13 protein-coding genes and 1 tRNA gene are annotated in these 17,950 nt (G+C 59.2%); 6 read left to right on the forward strand and 8 right to left on the reverse strand.

Annotated features, from left to right (window positions below; translation table 11 throughout):
* Positions 1 to 10: 10 nt before the first annotated feature.
* Complete coding sequence (locus BN1121_RS05050) at positions 11 to 1,171, forward strand: trans-sulfuration enzyme family protein (protein ID WP_005345888.1); 1,161 nt, start codon at positions 11 to 13, stop codon at positions 1,169 to 1,171.
* A gap of 53 nt (positions 1,172 to 1,224) precedes the next feature.
* On the opposite strand, the gene BN1121_RS05055 is transcribed toward BN1121_RS05050, so the two are convergent.
* Entirely contained in the window at positions 1,225 to 1,455 is a 231-nt protein-coding gene (locus tag BN1121_RS05055; protein ID WP_005345889.1) for a putative hemolysin, read from the reverse strand.
* A gap of 257 nt (positions 1,456 to 1,712) precedes the next feature.
* Between BN1121_RS05055 and BN1121_RS05060 the strand changes: the two genes are divergently transcribed.
* On the forward strand, positions 1,713 to 2,141 hold the full coding sequence (locus BN1121_RS05060) for a YMGG-like glycine zipper-containing protein (protein WP_005345890.1): 429 nt from the start codon (positions 1,713 to 1,715) through the stop codon (positions 2,139 to 2,141).
* A 38-nt stretch (positions 2,142 to 2,179) separates the two neighbouring features.
* Here BN1121_RS05060 and pbpG read toward each other — a convergent pair whose 3' ends face one another.
* The 6 genes from pbpG to pepA all read right to left on the reverse strand — a co-directional run bounded on the left by pbpG (position 2,180) and on the right by pepA (position 10,150).
* Positions 2,180 to 2,956, reverse strand: a complete 777-nt coding sequence (pbpG, locus tag BN1121_RS05065; protein WP_407921497.1) for a D-alanyl-D-alanine endopeptidase — start codon at positions 2,954 to 2,956, stop codon at positions 2,180 to 2,182.
* A gap of 169 nt (positions 2,957 to 3,125) precedes the next feature.
* Positions 3,126 to 3,779: a DedA family protein gene (locus BN1121_RS05070; RefSeq protein WP_043156961.1), complete on the reverse strand. Its 654-nt coding sequence runs from the start codon at positions 3,777 to 3,779 to the stop codon at positions 3,126 to 3,128.
* Positions 3,779 to 5,083 (reverse strand): hemolysin family protein, encoded by a 1,305-nt coding sequence (locus tag BN1121_RS05075; protein ID WP_005345893.1) that lies wholly within the window; start codon positions 5,081 to 5,083, stop codon positions 3,779 to 3,781. Before BN1121_RS05075 ends, BN1121_RS05070 begins: the two co-directional genes overlap by 1 nt.
* A gap of 164 nt (positions 5,084 to 5,247) precedes the next feature.
* Complete coding sequence (locus tag BN1121_RS05080) at positions 5,248 to 8,100, reverse strand: valine--tRNA ligase (protein WP_005345894.1); 2,853 nt, start codon at positions 8,098 to 8,100, stop codon at positions 5,248 to 5,250.
* A 39-nt stretch (positions 8,101 to 8,139) separates the two neighbouring features.
* Entirely contained in the window at positions 8,140 to 8,559 is a 420-nt protein-coding gene (locus BN1121_RS05085; protein ID WP_005345895.1) for a DNA polymerase III subunit chi, read from the reverse strand.
* Between the two features lie 82 nt (positions 8,560 to 8,641).
* The gene (pepA, locus tag BN1121_RS05090; protein ID WP_005345897.1) at positions 8,642 to 10,150 is read right to left on the reverse strand and encodes a leucyl aminopeptidase; all 1,509 of its coding nucleotides are present in this window, start codon (positions 10,148 to 10,150) and stop codon (positions 8,642 to 8,644) included.
* Between the two features lie 171 nt (positions 10,151 to 10,321).
* Here pepA and lptF point away from each other — a divergent pair, with 171 nt between their 5' ends.
* Positions 10,322 to 11,437 (forward strand): LPS export ABC transporter permease LptF, encoded by a 1,116-nt coding sequence (gene lptF, locus BN1121_RS05095; RefSeq protein WP_005345900.1) that lies wholly within the window; start codon positions 10,322 to 10,324, stop codon positions 11,435 to 11,437.
* Between the two features lie 17 nt (positions 11,438 to 11,454).
* Positions 11,455 to 12,525 carry an LPS export ABC transporter permease LptG gene (gene lptG / locus BN1121_RS05100; RefSeq protein ID WP_005345901.1) on the forward strand — a complete coding sequence of 357 codons (1,071 nt, stop codon included), beginning with the start codon at positions 11,455 to 11,457 and terminating at the stop codon, positions 12,523 to 12,525.
* Between the two features lie 41 nt (positions 12,526 to 12,566).
* Here the strand turns inward: lptG and BN1121_RS05105 are convergent, their stop codons facing one another.
* The gene (locus tag BN1121_RS05105; protein ID WP_005345902.1) at positions 12,567 to 13,079 is read right to left on the reverse strand and encodes an RDD family protein; all 513 of its coding nucleotides are present in this window, start codon (positions 13,077 to 13,079) and stop codon (positions 12,567 to 12,569) included.
* 141 nt (positions 13,080 to 13,220) lie between these two features.
* Here BN1121_RS05105 and BN1121_RS05110 point away from each other — a divergent pair.
* Together BN1121_RS05110 and BN1121_RS05115 are read left to right on the forward strand one after the other, a co-directional pair.
* Positions 13,221 to 13,305, forward strand: a tRNA-Leu gene (locus BN1121_RS05110).
* Between the two features lie 543 nt (positions 13,306 to 13,848).
* Positions 13,849 to 17,697 (forward strand): hypothetical protein, encoded by a 3,849-nt coding sequence (locus BN1121_RS05115; protein ID WP_043156921.1) that lies wholly within the window; start codon positions 13,849 to 13,851, stop codon positions 17,695 to 17,697.
* The last annotated feature ends 253 nt before the right edge of the window (positions 17,698 to 17,950 follow it).

Genomic DNA, 17,950 nt, shown 5'->3' on the forward strand with positions numbered 1-17,950 from the left:
GAGTTATTCCATGAAATTCAAAACCATGAGTGTGCATAGCGGACAGCGTCTCGATCCCCAGACCGGGGCCCTGACCACTCCGCTCTACCAGAGCAGCACCTTCAGCTACTTCACCGCCGAAGAGGGGCGCGCCCGGTTTAGTGGCCAGAACCCTGGCTTCATCTACAGCCGTTTCGCCAACCCGACCACCGCCGAGCTGGAGCTAAAACTCGCGGCCCTCGAGGGGGCGGACGAGGCACTGGTGGTGGCGAGCGGCATGGCGGCGGTGAGCGCCATTCTCTACGCCCTCACCAGCCAGGGTGACGAGATCGCCTACATAGGTCCCCTCTACGGCGGCACCGAGGCCTTCCTCAAGCAAACCTTCACCCGTGCCGGCGTCACAGTGACCGGCTACGAGAGCGATCGGGATCTGCACGCCAACCTGAAACCCGGCACCAAGCTGGTGCTCTTCGAAACCCTGACCAACCCGACCCTCAAGGTGATCGACCCGCGTCTGGTGGTGGAGGCGGCCCAACGTGTCGGCGCCATCACGGTGTGCGACAACACCTTCCTCACCCCCTATCTGCTGCGTCCCCTCGAGCTCGGCGTGGATCTGGTGATGCACAGCGGCACCAAGTACCTGGGCGGTCACGGTGACATCATTGCCGGTGTGGTGGCGGGGGGGAGCACCCTGATGAGCCGGGTGCGCACCGTGGCGCTCAAGCACATCGGCTCTCCCATAGGTCCGCAGGAGGCCTACCTGCTGCAGCGCGGGGTCAAGACCCTGCCCCTGCGCATGGACGCTCACCTGCACAACGCGGGCAAGGTGGCGGCTTTCCTGGCCGCCCACCCGAGCGTGCAGCGGGTCATCTACCCGGGGCTGGAGGCCCATCCCGGCCATGACGTTCTGGGGGCGGTGGCCGAGGGTTTCGGCGGCATGGTGAGCATAGAGCTGGAGGGCGGTTTTGCCCGCGCCGCGCGTTTCCTCGATCGACTGAGCCTGTTCACCCAGGCGGTGAGCCTTGGCGATCTCGAGAGCCTGGCCTGCCACCCGGCCAGCACCACCCATGCCGCCATGGACGCGGCGAGCCGTGCCGCGGCCGGGGTCAGCGACGATCTCATTCGCCTGAGTATCGGGGTGGAGGATGCCGACGACCTGATCGCCGATCTGGCGGCGGCACTGGCCGACTGAGTTTGCCTGTATACAGAGCGGGGGCCCTTGGGCCCCCGCTTCGTTGCGTCGCTCTACTTACCCTGCTCGGCGTGGTAGAGGGTCCACTCTTCCACCACTCGGCCGTCGGGCAGGTGGCAGTAGCCGGTGACACCGGCCGGCTCGTCGCGCAGCTCGAGCTTACCCCCCTGCTCGACACAATATACGGAAGCGGGGTTGGCCATGCCGAGCGGTTTTTCGGGAGTGGGTTGGGTGCTACAGCCGGCGAGCAGGGTCAGCAAGGCGGCGCCAATAAGGGCTTTCATGGGGCTCTCCTGGAGGGGAATACCAGTCACCAGCCTAAGGATGCAGGGCGTCGAGCGCAAGAAAAAACGCCTCATTTGTGTCTTGCTCTGACAGTTTTTGTCTCTTTCATCACTCCGGTAATTAATCGGCAACAACAATAAAATCATGTGGTTAAGCCTCGCCGTGACATCTGCTGTCGCGCCCGCTCTGGGGCGATCTCACCGCCATCTCTGCCCTTTGCCATAGTGAGTCAAAACCCATAACGAGGTGACAACTCATGAATCGCATTCTTCCTCTGACACTGTGTCTGATGTTGGGAACGGCGCAGGCCTCCGAGACCCTGGGGACGATTCTCGGTGGTGGCGCCGGTGGCGCGGCCGGGGCCGTAATCGGCAAGAATCTGGGGGGGGACACCGGGGCTCTTATCGGCGCTGCCCTCGGTGGCGCTGCCGGTGGCAGCATAGGGGCCGACAAGGGCAACAAGAACGAGGCGGCCATCGGTGGTGCGGTTGGGGCCGTGAGTGGTGCGGCCCTCGGCAAGAGCCTGGGCGGTGACAACGGCCAGCTGATCGGGGCCGGGGTCGGCGGCGCCACCGGGGCGGCCATCGGTGCCAAGACTGGCGACGGTCATGAATACCGCGGTGAGCATCGCCACTATCACAAGAAGAAGCGCAAACACCGCCACTGGGATGATGACGACGATTGAGATAGCAAAGAGGCCCTAGCGGGCCTCTTTTCATTTCATCAACTCTGACCCTTGAGCCACTTGCGGATGCGGTTGGCATCACCGACCGGAGTCAGCTTCCCCTGGGCATTGAGCAGCACTATGGTGATCTCGCGCGTATCGGGCTTGGCGCGCATCACCAGGCAGCGCCCGGCCTCGTTGGTGTAGCCGGTCTTGGAGAGACGCACGTCCCAGTCACCGTTTTTCACCAGGGGGTTGGTGTTGTTGAACATCAGGCTGTAGGCCGGCTTGGCAAAGCGCATCTCCTCAGACTCATCCTGCGTGAACTGGCGGATCAGCGGTTGGCGATAGGCCGCCGTCACCAGCTTGGCCAGGTCCCGGGCGGTGGCGACGTTGCGGGTAGAGAGGCCGGTCGAGTCGTAAAAATGCGTGTTAAACATCCCCAGCTGGCGTGCCTTGTTGTTCATGGCACGCACAAAGGCGGTGCGGCCGCCCGGATAGTGGCGTGCCAGGGCCGAGGCCATGCGGTTTTCCGACGACATCAGGGCCAGATGCAGGGCGTCGCGGCGGCTCACCTTGGTGCCCATTCGTACCCGGGAGTGGGTGCTTTTGACCCTGTCTCTGTCGTTCTCGTCTATGGTCAGCAGCTGATTGAGATCCTGCTTGGCATCGAGCACCACCAGGGCCGTCATCAGCTTGGTCAGCGAGGCGATGGGGCGCGCCTGAGTGGGGTTCTTCTGATAGAGCACGGCGCCGCTGCGGGCGTCCATCACCAGGGCGCTGCCGGATTTGAGGCCGGGATCCGTTGCCGGTTTGGCCCACAGGGTCGGGGTCAGTAGAAGAGCAGAGAGCAGCACACCGAGTGGGCGCGCCAGACGCAGAGTGAACACAACAACGACTCCATGGCCTAGGAAGGTGGCACCGAAAAGGGGCTAGATTCACTCATTTTTAGCAGGGGAAAACAAGAGCGCCGGCACCTTTTTTTCAAGGGTGCCGGCGCCGGTATTACTTGCTCTGGCGCTTGCGGATCTGGCGCCAGATGATGGCCCCTAGGCCCAGTACCAGCAGGGCCAGCGGCAGGTAGAGGATGAAGCTGAGGAACTGATCCTGATAGGTCTCGGCCAGCTTGGTGTGGCTGATGTAGTAGCCAAAGCCGACCAGGGGGGTGCACCACATGATGGCGCTGACGAGATTGATGATGAGGAAGCGCCCCTGGGGGATCTCGGCGGCACCGACGATGCACGGATAGACGGTGCGTACGAAGGCGATGTAGCGCGCCGTGATCAGGGTCAGGATGCCGTACTTGTTAAGCAGATAGTAGGCCTTCTCCTGGTGCTGCTTGTCGATGTGCGAGAGCAGCCGGTGGTACATCTGGGTGTGGCCGAAGAAGCGCCCCTGCATGTAGCCGAGCCAGGTGCCGAAGAAGGAGCAGGCGATCAGCATGGGTAACACGGCCCAGCTGATCACATCCTGGAAGATCAGCACGCCGGTCAGCACCAGCAGGCTGTCGCCGGGCAGAAACGCGGTGGGCAGAAAGCCGTTCTCCAGGATCATGAACAGGGCCAGCACCACGCAGAGCATGGTGGCCAGCTTGGGGTCGGACAGGGCGACCAGGTCGAGATTCATGAAGGCATGAATCAGATGCGAGAACTGCTCCATCATGGCAGTGACTGCTCCGTAGGTTCCGAGCGTCGGGTCGCCAGCACCTTGTCGATGCGCAGGCCGTCCATATCGACGATCTCCAGTTGCCATTGCTCCAGATTCAGCACCTCCCCGGTCCGGGGAATTCGGCCAAGCAGAAACATGATCAAACCGCTAAGGGTATGGTAGTGGTGTTTCTCCTCTTCCGGCAGGCGGGAGAGGGAGAGACTGTCTTTGAGTTCGGGCAGCGGGATCAGGCCATCGAGCAGCAAGCTGCCGTCGCCCCTGAGGACTACCCAGTTTTCGGTGTCATTGCGGTCGGTAAAGTCGCCGGCCAGAGCCTCCAGCAGATCGCGCTGGGTCACCAGTCCTTGCAGCTCGCCGTATTCGTCGACCACCAGGGCCAGGGGCTCGGCATTACCGCGGAAGTGGTTGAGCAGCTCGAAACCGTGCAGGGTCTCGGGCAGCAGGCTGCCCTGCTGCACCATGGCGCGCAGATCGATGGGGGTGCCCTGCACGAAGGCATCGAGCACCCGGGTGGCGTGCAGTATGCCCACCACGTTGGAGAGGGAGCCCTCGCACACCGGATAGTAGCTGTGCTGGTCGGCCGTCATGCGACGCAGGTTCTCCTCGACGGGCAGCTCCAGATCGAGGAAGTGGATGTCGCTGCGCGGCACCATGAGGGAGGAGAGGGTGCGCTGGTCGAGGCGAAACACGTTGCGCAGCATGCGATGCTCTTCATCCTCGATGACCCCGGCCTCGGAGCCCTCCACCAGCATGGCGTGGATCTCCTCCTCGGTGACATTGTTGGCACCGTCCTGGCGTACTCGCAGCAGGCTCAGGGTGGCATGGGTCGATGCCGACAGCAGCCAGACGAAGGGGCGGGTCAGCATGGCCAGCCCCAGCATGGGGCGGGCGACCAGACAGGCGATGCGCTCGGCGCTGATCTGGCCTATCCGTTTCGGCACCAACTCGCCGATGACGATGGAGAGATAAGTCACCACCACCACCACGAAGACGGTGGCCACCATGGCGCTGGCGCGCTCGCCCATGCCCAACTCGGTGAGCCAGAGTGCGAGCGGCTTGGCCAGCACAGACTCCCCGTAGATACCGTTGAGCAGACCAATGCTGGTGATGCCGATCTGCACCGCCGACAGGAAGTTGGTCGGATCCTCGGCCAGACGCAGCGCGATGCGAGCGCCGCCGCTTCCCCCTTCTGCCAATTTGGCGAGGCGGGCCTTGCGGGCGGTGACGATGGCGATTTCCGACATGGCGAAGAGGCCGTTGAGCAGGATCAATCCGATGAGGATCAATAATTCCATAGGGGTGTGACAGTTCCTGTATCGAAGCGCGTTGGCATTCTAATGAATTTGGGGGGATTGCGCTTGTAAAACCTGCCTCGGCAGGGGGATCGCCATCATGGAACTGTGATCCTGTACCGCAAATGAAAAGCCCCCTGCGAGCAGGGGGCTTGGTATCAGGAGCCTTACAGGGCGGCGATTTCCGCCTGCTGGGCTTCCAGCTTGACCAGCTGGCCGCGGTAGTCGGCGAGCTTCTCGCGCTCCTTGGCGATGACCGCCTCGGGGGCCTTGGCGACGAAGCCTTCGTTGCCGAGCTTGCCTTCGATGCGGCCGCACTCGCCGGAGAGCTTGGCGATCTCCTTGGCCAGGCGGGCCAGTTCGGCCTCCTTGTCGATGAGGCCGGCCATGGGGATCAGCAGCTCGGTGTCACCCACCAGCTTCTTGACCGACAGGGGGGCGGCTTCGCCATCGACCAGCACGCGGATCGAGGCGAGCTTGGCCAGGGTCTTGAGGAAGGTCTCGTTGTCGGCGGCGCGCTGGGCATCCACGGCGTTGCAGACCAGCAGCACCTCGAGCGGTACGCTCGGGGCCACGTTCATCTCGGCGCGGATGTTGCGAATGCCGACGATGAACTCCTTCACCCACTCTTGGTCGGCCAGGGCGGCGTCGTCCACCTTGGCGGCGTCGAATGCCGGGAAGGCCTGCACCATGATGGTGTCGGCCTGGATGCCGGCCAGCGGGGCCACCGACTTCCAGATGGTCTCGGTGATGAACGGGATGATCGGGTGGGCCAGACGCAGCAGGGTTTCCAGCACGTTGACCAGGGTGTGGCGGGTGGCGCGCTGCTCGGCCTCGGAGCCGTTCCACAGCACCGGCTTGGTCAGCTCCAGGTACCAGTCGCAGAACTGGTTCCAGATGAACTCATAAAGCACGCCGGCGGCCATGTCGAAGCGGTAGGTATCCAGTGCGGTGCGGAAATCGCGCACGGCCAGCTGCAGCTGGGACTGGATCCAGCGATCCGCCAGGCTGAACTGCATCTCACCGCCATTCAGGCCGCAATCCTGCTCCTCGGTGTTCATCAGCACGTAGCGCGACGCGTTCCACAGCTTGTTGCAGAAGTTGCGATAGCCATCCAGGCGCTTCATGTCCCAGTTGATGTCGCGGCCGGTGGAGGCCAGCGCCGCCAGGGTGAAGCGCAGGGCGTCGGTGCCGTGGGCCTCGATCCCTTCCGGGAACTGCTTGGCGGTGCGCTTGCCGATCTTCTCGGCCATCTGCGGCTGCATCATGTTGCCGGTGCGCTTCTCCAGCAGATCGTCCAGAGAGATGCCGTCGATCATGTCGAGGGGATCGAGCACGTTGCCCTTGGACTTGGACATCTTCTGGCCTTCCTCGTCGCGGATGAGGCCAGTGATGTAGACGGTCTTGAACGGCACTTGCGGCTGGCCGTCGTCGTCCTTGATGAAGTACATGGTCATCATGATCATCCGGGCGATCCAGAAGAAGATGATGTCGAAGCCGCTCATCAGCACGTCGGTCGGGTGGAAGGTCTTGAGGGCCTCGGTCTTCTCAGGCCAGCCCAGGGTGGAGAAGGTCCACAGGGCGGAGCTGAACCAGGTGTCGAGCACGTCGTCGTCCTGGCGCAGCACGGTGACCGCCGGGATGCTGTGCTTGGCACGGACTTCGTCCTCGCTGCGGCCCACGTAGACGTTGCCGGACTCGTCATACCAGGCCGGGATGCGGTGACCCCACCACAGCTGGCGAGAGACGCACCAGTCCTGAATGTCGCGCATCCAGGAGAAGTACATGTTCTCATATTGCTTGGGCACGAACTGGATGCGGCCATCTTCCACGGCGGCGATGGCGTCTTTGGCCAGGGGGGCGACGCGCACGTACCATTGGTCGGTCAGCATCGGCTCGATGGGCACGCCACCGCGATCACCGTACGGCTGTTGCAGCACGTGATCCTTGATTTCTGCCAGCAGGCCCAGCTCGTCGAGCTTGGCCACGATGGCCTTACGGGCGGCGAAGCGCTCGAGGCCGGCGAACTCGCCCGGCAGGGCGCCGTCGTAGGCGTCACAGACGTTGCCTTCACTGTCGAACACCTCGGCGGTGGCACGCACGTGGGCGTCCAGGGTGAAGATGTTGATCATCGGCAGGCTGTGGCGCTTGCCGACCTGGTTATCGTTGAAGTCGTGGGCCGGGGTGATCTTCACGCAGCCGGTGCCCTTCTCCATGTCGGCGTGCTCGTCGGCGACGATGGGGATCAGGCGGTTCACCAGCGGCAGCAGGATGTGCTGGCCGATCAGCGCCTTGTAACGGGGGTCTTCCGGGTTCACGGCGACCGCGGTGTCACCCAGCATGGTTTCCGGGCGAGTGGTGGCGACGATCAGGTGATCCTGGCCATCGGCGGTCTTGGCGCCGTTGGCGAGCGGGTAGCGCAGGTGCCACATGTGGCCCTTCACTTCCTTGTTTTCCACTTCCAGATCGGAGATGGCGGTGCCGAGCTTGGGATCCCAGTTCACCAGGCGCTTGCCGCGGTACATCAGGCCATCTTCGTAGAGGCGCACGAACACTTCCTGCACCGCCTTGGAGAGGCCCGGATCCATGGTGAAACGCTCGCGCTCCCAATCCACGGAGTCGCCGAGGCGACGCATCTGACGGGTGATGGTGCCGCCAGACTCTTCCTTCCACTGCCAAATCTTGTCGATGAAGGCGTCACGGCCGTAGTCGTGGCGACTCTTGCCCTCTTCGGCGGCGATCTTGCGCTCCACCACCATCTGGGTGGCGATACCGGCGTGGTCGGTACCGGACTGCCACAGGGTGTTCTTGCCCTGCATGCGGTTGTAGCGGATCAGGGTGTCCATCAGGGTCTGCTGGAAGGCGTGTCCCATGTGCAGGCTGCCGGTGACGTTCGGCGGCGGAATCATGATGCAGAAGGATTCCTTGCTGGTGTCGCCGTGGGGTTTGAAGTAACCCTGGGACTCCCAGTGCTGATAGAGCGCCTGCTCGATGGCGTTGTGGTTGAAGGTCTTTTCCATGGTGTCGCTGTTTTCCGAAGAATCTAAAAGGGGTGGCAGTCAGGAGGCGGCAGACGGGAGCTCGAGCGTCTCGAGCACATGCCCCGCCTGACGATAAGCCTTGTAGCGTGCGCGGGCCTGCTGCTTGTCGCTCTCGTTAGTGGGGACAAAATCTACCACTTGAGCGAACTCTCCTGCAAACAAAGGTGTGTCGTCAGTCAGGTTAATCAGCCGGGCGTAGCGGCGGCGCGGCGGCTGGTGGCCGATCTCGACCTGGGCCTGACCGCTCTCCTCCTGCAACTGGTGGGGCACGAAGCGGTCGGCCGGCAGTTGCCAGAGGCGCTCGTCCAGGCGCAGGGCCTGGGCCTGGTCGCGGCACAGGCAATAGACGTGGCCTTCGCGCCAGTAGTCGGCCACCAGCTGGCAGGCCAGCGCTTCCCGGTCATCGTCCTGCATCAGATAGAAGGTCACTTGGCTCATGCCGCTCTCCTCGAGGCCATCTAATAAAACAAGGAAGAGGGGGCGCCTCTTCCTTGCACTGGGGTGAGTCACTCGCGACTCATCAATCCTTGACTTCGATGTCCACGCCGGCCCGGTTCAGCAGGAACTGGGTCAGCAGCGGCACCGGACGGCCGGTGGAGCCCTTGTCCTTGCCACTCTTCCAGGCGGTCCCGGCGATGTCCAGGTGCGCCCAGTTGTACTTCTTGGTGAAGCGCGACAGGAAGGCGGCGGCGGTGATGGTGCCGGCCGGACGGCCACCTAGGTTGGTCATGTCGGCGAACGGGCTCTCCAGCTGCTCCTGGTACTCGTCGAACAGGGGCAGACGCCAGGCGCGATCGCCAGCCTGCTCCGAGGCATTGAGCAGCTCGGTGGCGAGCGGGTTGTGGTTGGCCAAGAGGCCCGAGGTGTGGTGGCCCAGGGCGATGATGCAGGCACCGGTCAGGGTGGCCACGTCGATCACCGTCTCCGGCTCGAAGCGATCCACATAGGTGAGGGCATCGCACAGCACCAGGCGACCTTCCGCATCGGTGTTGAGCACCTCGATGGTCTGGCCGGACATGGAGGTGAGGATGTCACCGGGGCGGTAGGCGTTGCCACCGGGCATGTTTTCGCAACCGGCCAGCACGCCGATGACGTTGATCGGCAGTTGCAGCTCGGCCAGGGCGTGCATGGTACCGAGCACGGCGGCGGCGCCACCCATGTCGTACTTCATCTCGTCCATGCCGTCGGCCGGCTTGATGGAGATGCCGCCCGAATCGAAGGTGAGACCCTTGCCGACCAGCACGATGGGCTTGGCGTCCGGGTGGCCCTTGTATTCGATGAGGGCCATCATGGCTTCGTTCTCTGAGCCACGGGCCACCGCCAGGTAGGAGTTCATGCCGAGCTCGGCCATCTCCTGCTCACCGATCACCTTGGTGCTTATGTTGGTGTAGGCGTCGGCCAGGCGGCGCGCCTGGGAAGCCAGATAAGCCGGGTTGCAGACGTTGGGCGGCATGTTGGCCACGTCGCGGCACACCTTGGTGCCACGGGCCACGGCCAGGCCGTGGGCGATCGCCTTCTCACCCACCGACAGCTCGCGGCGGGTCGGCACGTTGAACACCAGCTTGCGCAGGGGGCGGCGCGGCTCGGCCTTGTTGGTCTTGAACTGATCGAAGGTGTAGAGCCCACCCTTGGTGGCCTCGACCGCCTGACGAACCTTCCAGTAAGTATCGCGCCCCTTGACGTGCAGCTCGGTCAGGAAGCAGACCGCTTCCATGGAGCCGGTTTCGTTGAGGGTGGTGATGGTCTTGTTGATGATCTGCTTGTACTGACGCTCGTCGAGTTCACGCTCCTTGCCGCAGCCCACCAGCAGTACACGTTCGCTCAGGACGCCCGGTACCTGGTGCAGCAGCAGCATCTGACCCGGTTTCCCTTCCAGATCTCCCCGGCGCAGCAACGAGCTGATATAACCGTCGCTGATCTTGTCCAGTTGCTCGGCAACCGGAGAGAGGCGACGCGGCTCGAAGACACCCACAACAACGCAGGCACTGCGCTGTTTCTCGGGACTGCCACTCTTAACACTGAACTCCATGCAATCTCCTACATCTAAAGACAAGCCCCCCCTTTTCAGGAATAATGGGGGGCTTACTGGGGTCGAACAGGCGGAGCTTTACAGCCCGTGCCCCGCTGTCTAAATAGGCAAAAATCTATACTAGAGTCCTATTTTTCAGCCATTCGACCAAAAACACAAGTTTACGTGGGAATGAGTGTGATCGTATTCCGATATCTGTTCAAAGAGACGCTCAAGACGCAGCTTGCCGTGCTGTTCGTGCTGCTGCTGATCTTCGTCAGCCAGCAGTTCATCAAGATCATCTCCGATGCCGCCGAGGGCAGTGTGCCCACCCAGCTGGTGTCGACGCTGCTGTGGCTCAACCTGCCTAACATGGCGCTGCTGATGCTGCCCATCAGCCTCTTTCTCGCCATCCTGTTTGCCCACGGACGCTTCTATGCCGAGAGTGAGCTGACCGTGATGCACGCGGTGGGGTTCAGCCACCGCTTCGTGATGCGTAACGCTCAGCTCCTGGCGCTGGTCACCGCCCTGGTGGCCATGGGCAACACTCTCTGGATCGCACCGATCGCCAAGGAGCGTGAATACCAGGTGATGGACCAGTTCAAGTCCGACCCCGGCATCTCTCTGTTGCAAGAGGGTCGCTTCATGGAGCTCGACAAGGGGCGGTCGGTGGCCTACATCCAGGAGCTCAACGGCCGTGGCACCGAGCTCGGCAAGATCTTCTTGCTGCAACACGGTGAGGGGAGCACGCCGCCGTCTCTGGTGGTGGCCGATGTGGGTGAGGTGACCATCGACAAGGAGGGGCTGCAGTGGCTGACCCTCAAGGATGGCACCCGCTACGAGGGTGACTTCGGCGGCAAGGCATTTCGCATCTCCGACTTCGGCAGCTATGGGATAGTGCTGCGTCAGCGCGATCTCGAGACCTCACAGCGCAAGTCGAGCGCCAAGCCGACCGACGAGCTGCTCGGTGGCGAGCTGGACAACGAGCTGATGGCCGAGTTGCAGTGGCGCCTCTCCCTGCCCCTCTCCATTCCTGTGCTCACCTTCCTGGTGGTGCCGCTGGCCCGGGTCAATCCGAGACAGGGGCGCTATGCCAAGCTGCTGCCGGCGATCCTGCTCTATCTCTCCTACTTCCTGATGCTCAGCGCCGGCCGCTCGGCCATCGCCAGCGGCAGCCTGCCCCATTGGCCCGGCATGTTCCTGATCCCGCTCGCCTACCTGCTGTTCGTCGGTCTGCCCCTCAACCTGCAGGGGACGGCCTGGTGGAACGGTACCAAGGTCAGGTTGCTGCAACGGGCCAAGGCCTGATGATTCCGAGGTATTGAATGTTTGGCATTATCGATAGGTACATAGGCCGGGTCATCTTCATGTCGATCCTGCTGGCAGAGTTGACCCTGGTGGGGCTGGCGGCGCTCATCAAGTATGTGGAGCAGCTCAAGGCAGTGGGTGAGGGTGACTACACCCTGCTCAAGGCGTTCTATTTCGTGATCCTCTCCATGCCCAAGGAGGCGGTCATGTTCTTCCCGCTAGCGGCTCTGCTCGGCGGTCTCATCGGCCTCGGCCAGCTGGCGACCAGCTCGGAGCTGGTGGTGATGCAGGCGGCCGGTCGTTCCCGCCTCAGCATAGTGCTGGCGGCGCTCAAGACGGCCATCCCCCTGATGCTGGTGGTGACTATGGTGGGCGAGTATGTGGCGCCCATCGCCAAGCGGGCCGCCGGCGACATCAAGGCGAGCGCCCTCTCCGAGGGGCGTTTGACCCTCTCCGCCTACGGTGTCTGGGCGCGGGATGGTCACGACTACGTCAACATCTCGGGGGTGCGTAACGACGGTTCACTGACCGGCATCACCCTCTATCGCTTCAACGGGGAGCGCAAGCTCATCGAGGTGGTGCAGGCCCAGGAGGGGCAGTTCGTGCAGCGCCACTGGGAGCTCAAGTCGGTGGCGGTCACCCGCTTCGACGATCCCGCCCGCATCACCCGGGAGAGCAGTGCCCTGATGGAGTGGCCTTCCGAGCTGACCCCCAAGGAGCTCGGCGTGGTCAGTATCGACCCGGAGAACCTCTCGGTGGGCGGCCTGATGGACTACATCGGCTATCTCAAGGCCAACCAGCAGGATGCCGGGCGCTACCAGCTGGAGATGTGGCGCAAGCTGCTCTCACCTTTCTCGGTCGTGGCCATGATACTGCTCGCCTCTTCGTTCATCTTCGGGCCCCTGCGTTCGGTGAGCATGGGGGCGCGCATGCTGATGGGGATCGTCACCGGCTTCCTGGTCTACGTGAGCGACCGCCTGTTTGGCCCCATCAGCCTGGTCTACTCGGTGCCGCCCATCATAGGCGCCATCGCACCCAGCCTGCTGTTTGGCGGCGGCGCGCTCTACATACTGAGCCGCAAGCGCTGAGGCAACAAAAAGGGCACCGCAAGGTGCCCTTCGTCTATCCATCAATCCCGATCGAGCAGGGCGCGATTCTCCCCCTTGCTCAGCACGATCACCTCGCACTCGGCCCAGATATCCTGAAAGGCGCGGGGGCTGAAGAGGGCCAGCAGGTTACCGAGGCCGAAGGCGGCGGTTGCCAGCCGGATCAGCGCCTGGGTAAAGCGAATGTGGCTGCCATCCTTGTTCTGGATACGCAGGCGCCAGGCGCGCATGCCGATCGTCTGGCCGCCGCGGACCCAGAACCAGCAGTAGAAGCCGATGATGATCAGGGCCAGCCAGGCGGTGTAGAGCAGGCTGTGGGAGAGGAGATCGGCTACCTCTTGCCCCTCGGCCAGCCGTGCCCAGCCCAGCGCCAACGCGAGGTGTGCCACGCCAAAGCCGATGAAGCCACCGATGATGAGCAGGGAGAGGACGACCAGGCTGTCATAGAGCCAGGCGCCCATACGGCGCAGAAAAGAGGCCGGCGGATGGTTGGGTGCCGGTGCCGGAGGGGGTGTTTTGGGGGTACGTTTGGCCATGGAGGATTCCTTCCTGAGTGTCGGGGGCATTGTAGGGAGTGCGATGAGAGTCGGCAAGATGTTGAATAATTAGACAATCGCCGAGGTGTAGCAGAAAAAGAGCTTGCCTGCCCCAGAGCCATTCGTATAATCGCTCCCACTGCCCGGGTGGCGAAATCGGTAGACGCAGCGGATTCAAAATCCGCCGGGTAAAACCGTGTCGGTTCGAGTCCGACCCCGGGCACCACATTCCTGACAAGGCCACTCATTCGAGTGGCCTTGTTGCTTTTCGAGGATACTGCCCCGTTTCCCGTTTCCCGTTTCCCGTTTCCCGCTTCCTGCATGCCCATTGCAAGGCATCCCAATCCCTGCGGGATTGCCGCTACGCGGGGTTTCGCCCGCCCTTCGGGCTGTGGCGAGTGACTTTTCTTTGCGTGGCCAAAGAAAAGTCACCAAAAGAAAGGCCCCCCCCCGCTTATTCGCCCGACGGTGTCGGATTCCTTCGCCTCACCCGCTTGTCCGACGGCACGCGCCGACGGGCCTTCCATGGTCCGCCGCCACTCGCTCGACATCCCTGTCTCGCGGCCTGGACAAGCCGCCTCGTCTCAGCGAATAAGAGGGGGAGCCAATATCGTGCCCGTCTGCGCCTGAGGGGGGAGTCGCTTGCTCTTCAGGTCGCGGCGCGGCGCTCAGAATGATCGGTGTCCCAATGTTGTGTCCTAAAAGTAGATTGTTGATTTATATGTGAATACCATATTCGAGTCATGCTTCGAGGACATCAGAGGGCACTGTGGCCATTTTTGATATTGAAAAAGACGAATTACTCCGGCTCTCTGATACCCAACTTGAAGAGTTAATAGCGCGTCTTGCCGAAGCGGAAATTGCAGCCCATGGTCATAGCCCTGCTTATGTACACTGGTCAGGCTCTATAAATGCTCCCGATGGCGGTATCGATGTGCATGTTAAAGTACCGGTCGAGCAAATGAGCACTGGCTTTATTGAGAGACCTGATACGATTTTTCAAGCCAAAAAGCATCCAATGCCGAGGGCTGCGATAACCTCAGAAATGACTACTGATGGGGCATTATCACCGACGATCTCTGAGCAAGTGGCAAAGGGAGGGAGCTATATCATCGTCAGCTTGGGTGATGATTGTTCTCCTCTTATGAAAGTGGATCGCCTACAAGCAATGCAGTATGCGGTAGCGGATGAACTTAACCGCTCCAATATTCACTTGGATTTTTACGACTGCTCGAAACTGGCGCAATGGTTGCGGCAGCACCCGTCAGTCATGCTCTGGGCCCAAAAAATACTCGGTCAGGGATATTCTGGGTGGCAGCCATATGGGGCTTGGAGCAATCCGCCTCAGGGGTCAGAAGATACCTTGATTTCAGCACCAGGGGTGATAATTACTCTGCCATCAGGAAAAGGGCAACAGCTAGCCATTCAGGACGCTATCGGGCCAATGCGTGAGCTGGTTCGTTCAACCAATAAAGCCGTCCGTATTACGGGATTATCCGGTGTTGGAAAGACCCGAATTGTACAGGCTCTTTTCGATGAAACGGTCGGAGCAGATGCGCTCGATCGGACTATCGCAGTTTATGTTGATACCGGTGAAAACCCAGAGCCCTCTGCAACAGCAATGCTGGATCGACTGATTGCTGAGGGGCGACGGGCCATTATGATCCTTGATAATTGCCCTTCTGAATTGCACACACTTCTAGCCAGTAAAGTAGCGGCCAATAGTACGATCAGCCTTATTACTGTTGAGTATGACATTAAAGATGACAAGCCTCAGACCACAGAGGTCATCCAGATTGAAGCGGTGGGGCCTGAGGTTGCCGAACAGCTTCTTCTCTGTCGTTTTCCCAATATCGGTCGGAACAACGCCCGCCGAATAGCAGAGTTTTCTGATGGTAATGCACGCGTTTCCTTGGCTATTGCCGAGAGAGTGGAGGAAGGTGAAAGTCTGGCCCAGCTTTCAGATGCACAGTTATTTAACCGTTTGTTCGAACAGCGAAACAATCCGGATGATGGTCTACGGGAGCAAGCTGAAATATTGTCTCTGGTCTATTCATTTTCAGTTTCCTCGGTTGAGGAAGGGCAAAACGAACTGGAGGTATTGGGATCTATCTCGGGGCATTCCGTAAGCCAGTTGTTCCGAGCAACAAGCAGGTTGTCAGAACGCCATATCGTACAGAAGAGGGCTCATTGGCGGGCTATTTTGCCTCATGCAATTGCCAACAGGCTGGCGTCATCGGCACTGAATTGTATTCCGGTTAATCTACTAAGAGCGATTTTTGAAATTCATGGCAACCAACGCTTACTCATGTCATTCGCGCACAGGTTAGGGCTGTTGCACGATCATCCTGTGGCGAAAGAGATTGTGGAGAATTGGCTTGAGCCTGATGGATTATTAGGGCGAATAACTACATTGGACGATATATCGGCACGAATGCTGGATTATATCGCACCAGTTGCACCTGAATATTTGCTCGACAGGATTGAGACTGTACTTGTTTCCTCTGGTTTTATGGGTATGAAGCCGGGTTATAATTTACGGCGAACATCAATCATTAATCTGTTATGTGTATTGGCTTATGAGTCAAAAGCCTTCGAACGGTGTGTCAGACTTCTTATTCATCTAGCTGATTATGAGAAGGAAAACGATGGCAATAACTCGCTGATAACGAAGATAACGAATTTCTTCCAAGCATATCTATCCGGAACACATGCTACTTTAGAACAACGCATTTCCATTATGAATGAATGTTTTTCATCTGATGTTCCTAGACGTAAATCATTGGGTTTCAAAATGCTTTCGACAGCCCTCGAGGATCGCTGGACTGGCTTTGGAAGTAATGCGTTTGGTGCTCGACCGAGAGACTATGGACTTCACCCTAGTCATGATGAACTTGTAGAATGGCGCACTACTTTTATCGATGTAACCGTACAGTTTGGCACTTCTGGCGATCCTGCTCTTGAAGTCCCCGCACGACAGATCATGGCTGATGCATTTCGAGGGATGTGGAACCAGCAAGCGATGAGGGAAATACTGATTGATGCTGCTCGAAAATTAAATAAACATCATCCATGGGGAGAAGGTTGGAAAGCCGTCCGTACGATGTTATATTTTCATCATCATGCCAAGCGAAAAAAATCGAATAATGTTGAGCCCATATCAGATGCCCTTATTGCACTGGAGAAAGATCTGGAGCCCCATGATTTGCTTCCGACAATCATGATGTATGTGCTCAGCAGAGCACATGGCCTGTGGACGCTGGATACCGATTTTGATCACAACGATCATAACAAGTGTCAGGAAGCCGAAAGGCGACTTAAAACCAAGGCATTCCAATTGGGTGAGGAGTTTGCGGTATCAAGCCATAAATTCGATGAGCTGGGGCCTAATCTATTTTCTAATGACTACATGCCTTACCGTGCAGCATTCGGGGGAGGTTTGGCCAAGGGGGAGGAGGATTTATATTTCGCTTGGCTAAAACTTGTTGAGTATCTTGATCTACAGCCTGCAGGACATAAAAATTTGTCAGTGTTTGAGGGCTTTATTGAAGAGACTGACCGTATTGAGCCAGCTCTTGCAAAGGCATTACTTGATCAGTGTGCACAACATCCTCAACTTCGACACGGTTTGGTCGATCTTCACCCTCGAAGGAGCTTCACTGAAACTGATCTGGATCGTTGTATGAATATTATGGATGACTCTGATATTCACCCGAGTATGTATGAATCAATCCTATGGCGGGATGAATATGGGGATTTATCCAGAGGCCGAGTACTCGATCTTGCGATGCGGCTCCTGAGTAAACCGGGAGGTAGTGATGTGGTGCTGCGTGCGCTAAGTATGCGGTTACACGGTGAAGAAGGGACCGCGGACAAGCTTGGCCCTGATTTTCGACAAATAGGTCTTAAAGCTGCGAGGCTGAGTCTGCCAAAGGATCATTGTGATTCCTATGGGGGGGATGGTTACAACATGGAGTGCGTCATCAATGCTGCATTACGTTTCGATGGTAATGAGCCAGAAAAACAGGAGTGGTTGGACGCGATTTTTGCTGTTGTTGATCTGCACTATGGTTACGTTCATTCATATGAAAGCGCCATTGAGACAACAGCTGCGCTGATGCCAGAAGCATTTTTAAATCGAGTCTTTGAAGGCACTGAAGAGCAACAAGAACGACGGCAGTTTTTTATTTGTAATAGAGACTTACGATTCTCACCTCTTGCCCATATTAATATGGATTTTCTGATTTCGTGGTGTTGTGCCAGAAATGAGCCCCGCGTATGGGTAGCTATTGCAGCAAGCATTAACCTGTGGGAAAAGGATGACGATATTGAAGGACTCAGGATGTCAGAGTTATCTCTCAGGCTGCTTGAGTCATCTCCTGACCCTGCTATTGTTCTGGAAATATTCGCCGAGCGTGTCACTCCTTCATCTTGGTCTGGTAGCCAAGCCAAAGTAATGCAGTCCAGAGCGGAGGCAATTCATAAGTTGGTTGAACATGAAAGAGCAGATATTTCGACTGCGGCTCAAACAGTCTCTGCAAACTTGGTTCAGCTAATCGAGCGCCAGAAAGAACGAGAGCAGCGGGAGGATATGGAGCAAGAACAGCGATTTGAATAAAAATCACGATAGCTATTCTGAGACCAACATGGTTATCAAGGCCACATGTACAGGATCTTTAGCGGTAACCAATCGGAGAATTAGGACACCTACCTTTGTGGGCAACTGTCAGGTGAATACCATCTCCATACGCAATAGATAAGAACTCTTTCCCCTTGCGACCGGCGTGTCGTGGGCACTGTAAAGGGGGCTGGCCCCCCAGCGGACGCCTCAGCGTTAACGTACTAACGTTAACGGGAACCACCCCACGATG

The organism is Aeromonas diversa CDC 2478-85, from assembly GCF_000819805.1.
Classification (GTDB): domain Bacteria; phylum Pseudomonadota; class Gammaproteobacteria; order Enterobacterales; family Aeromonadaceae; genus Aeromonas; species Aeromonas diversa.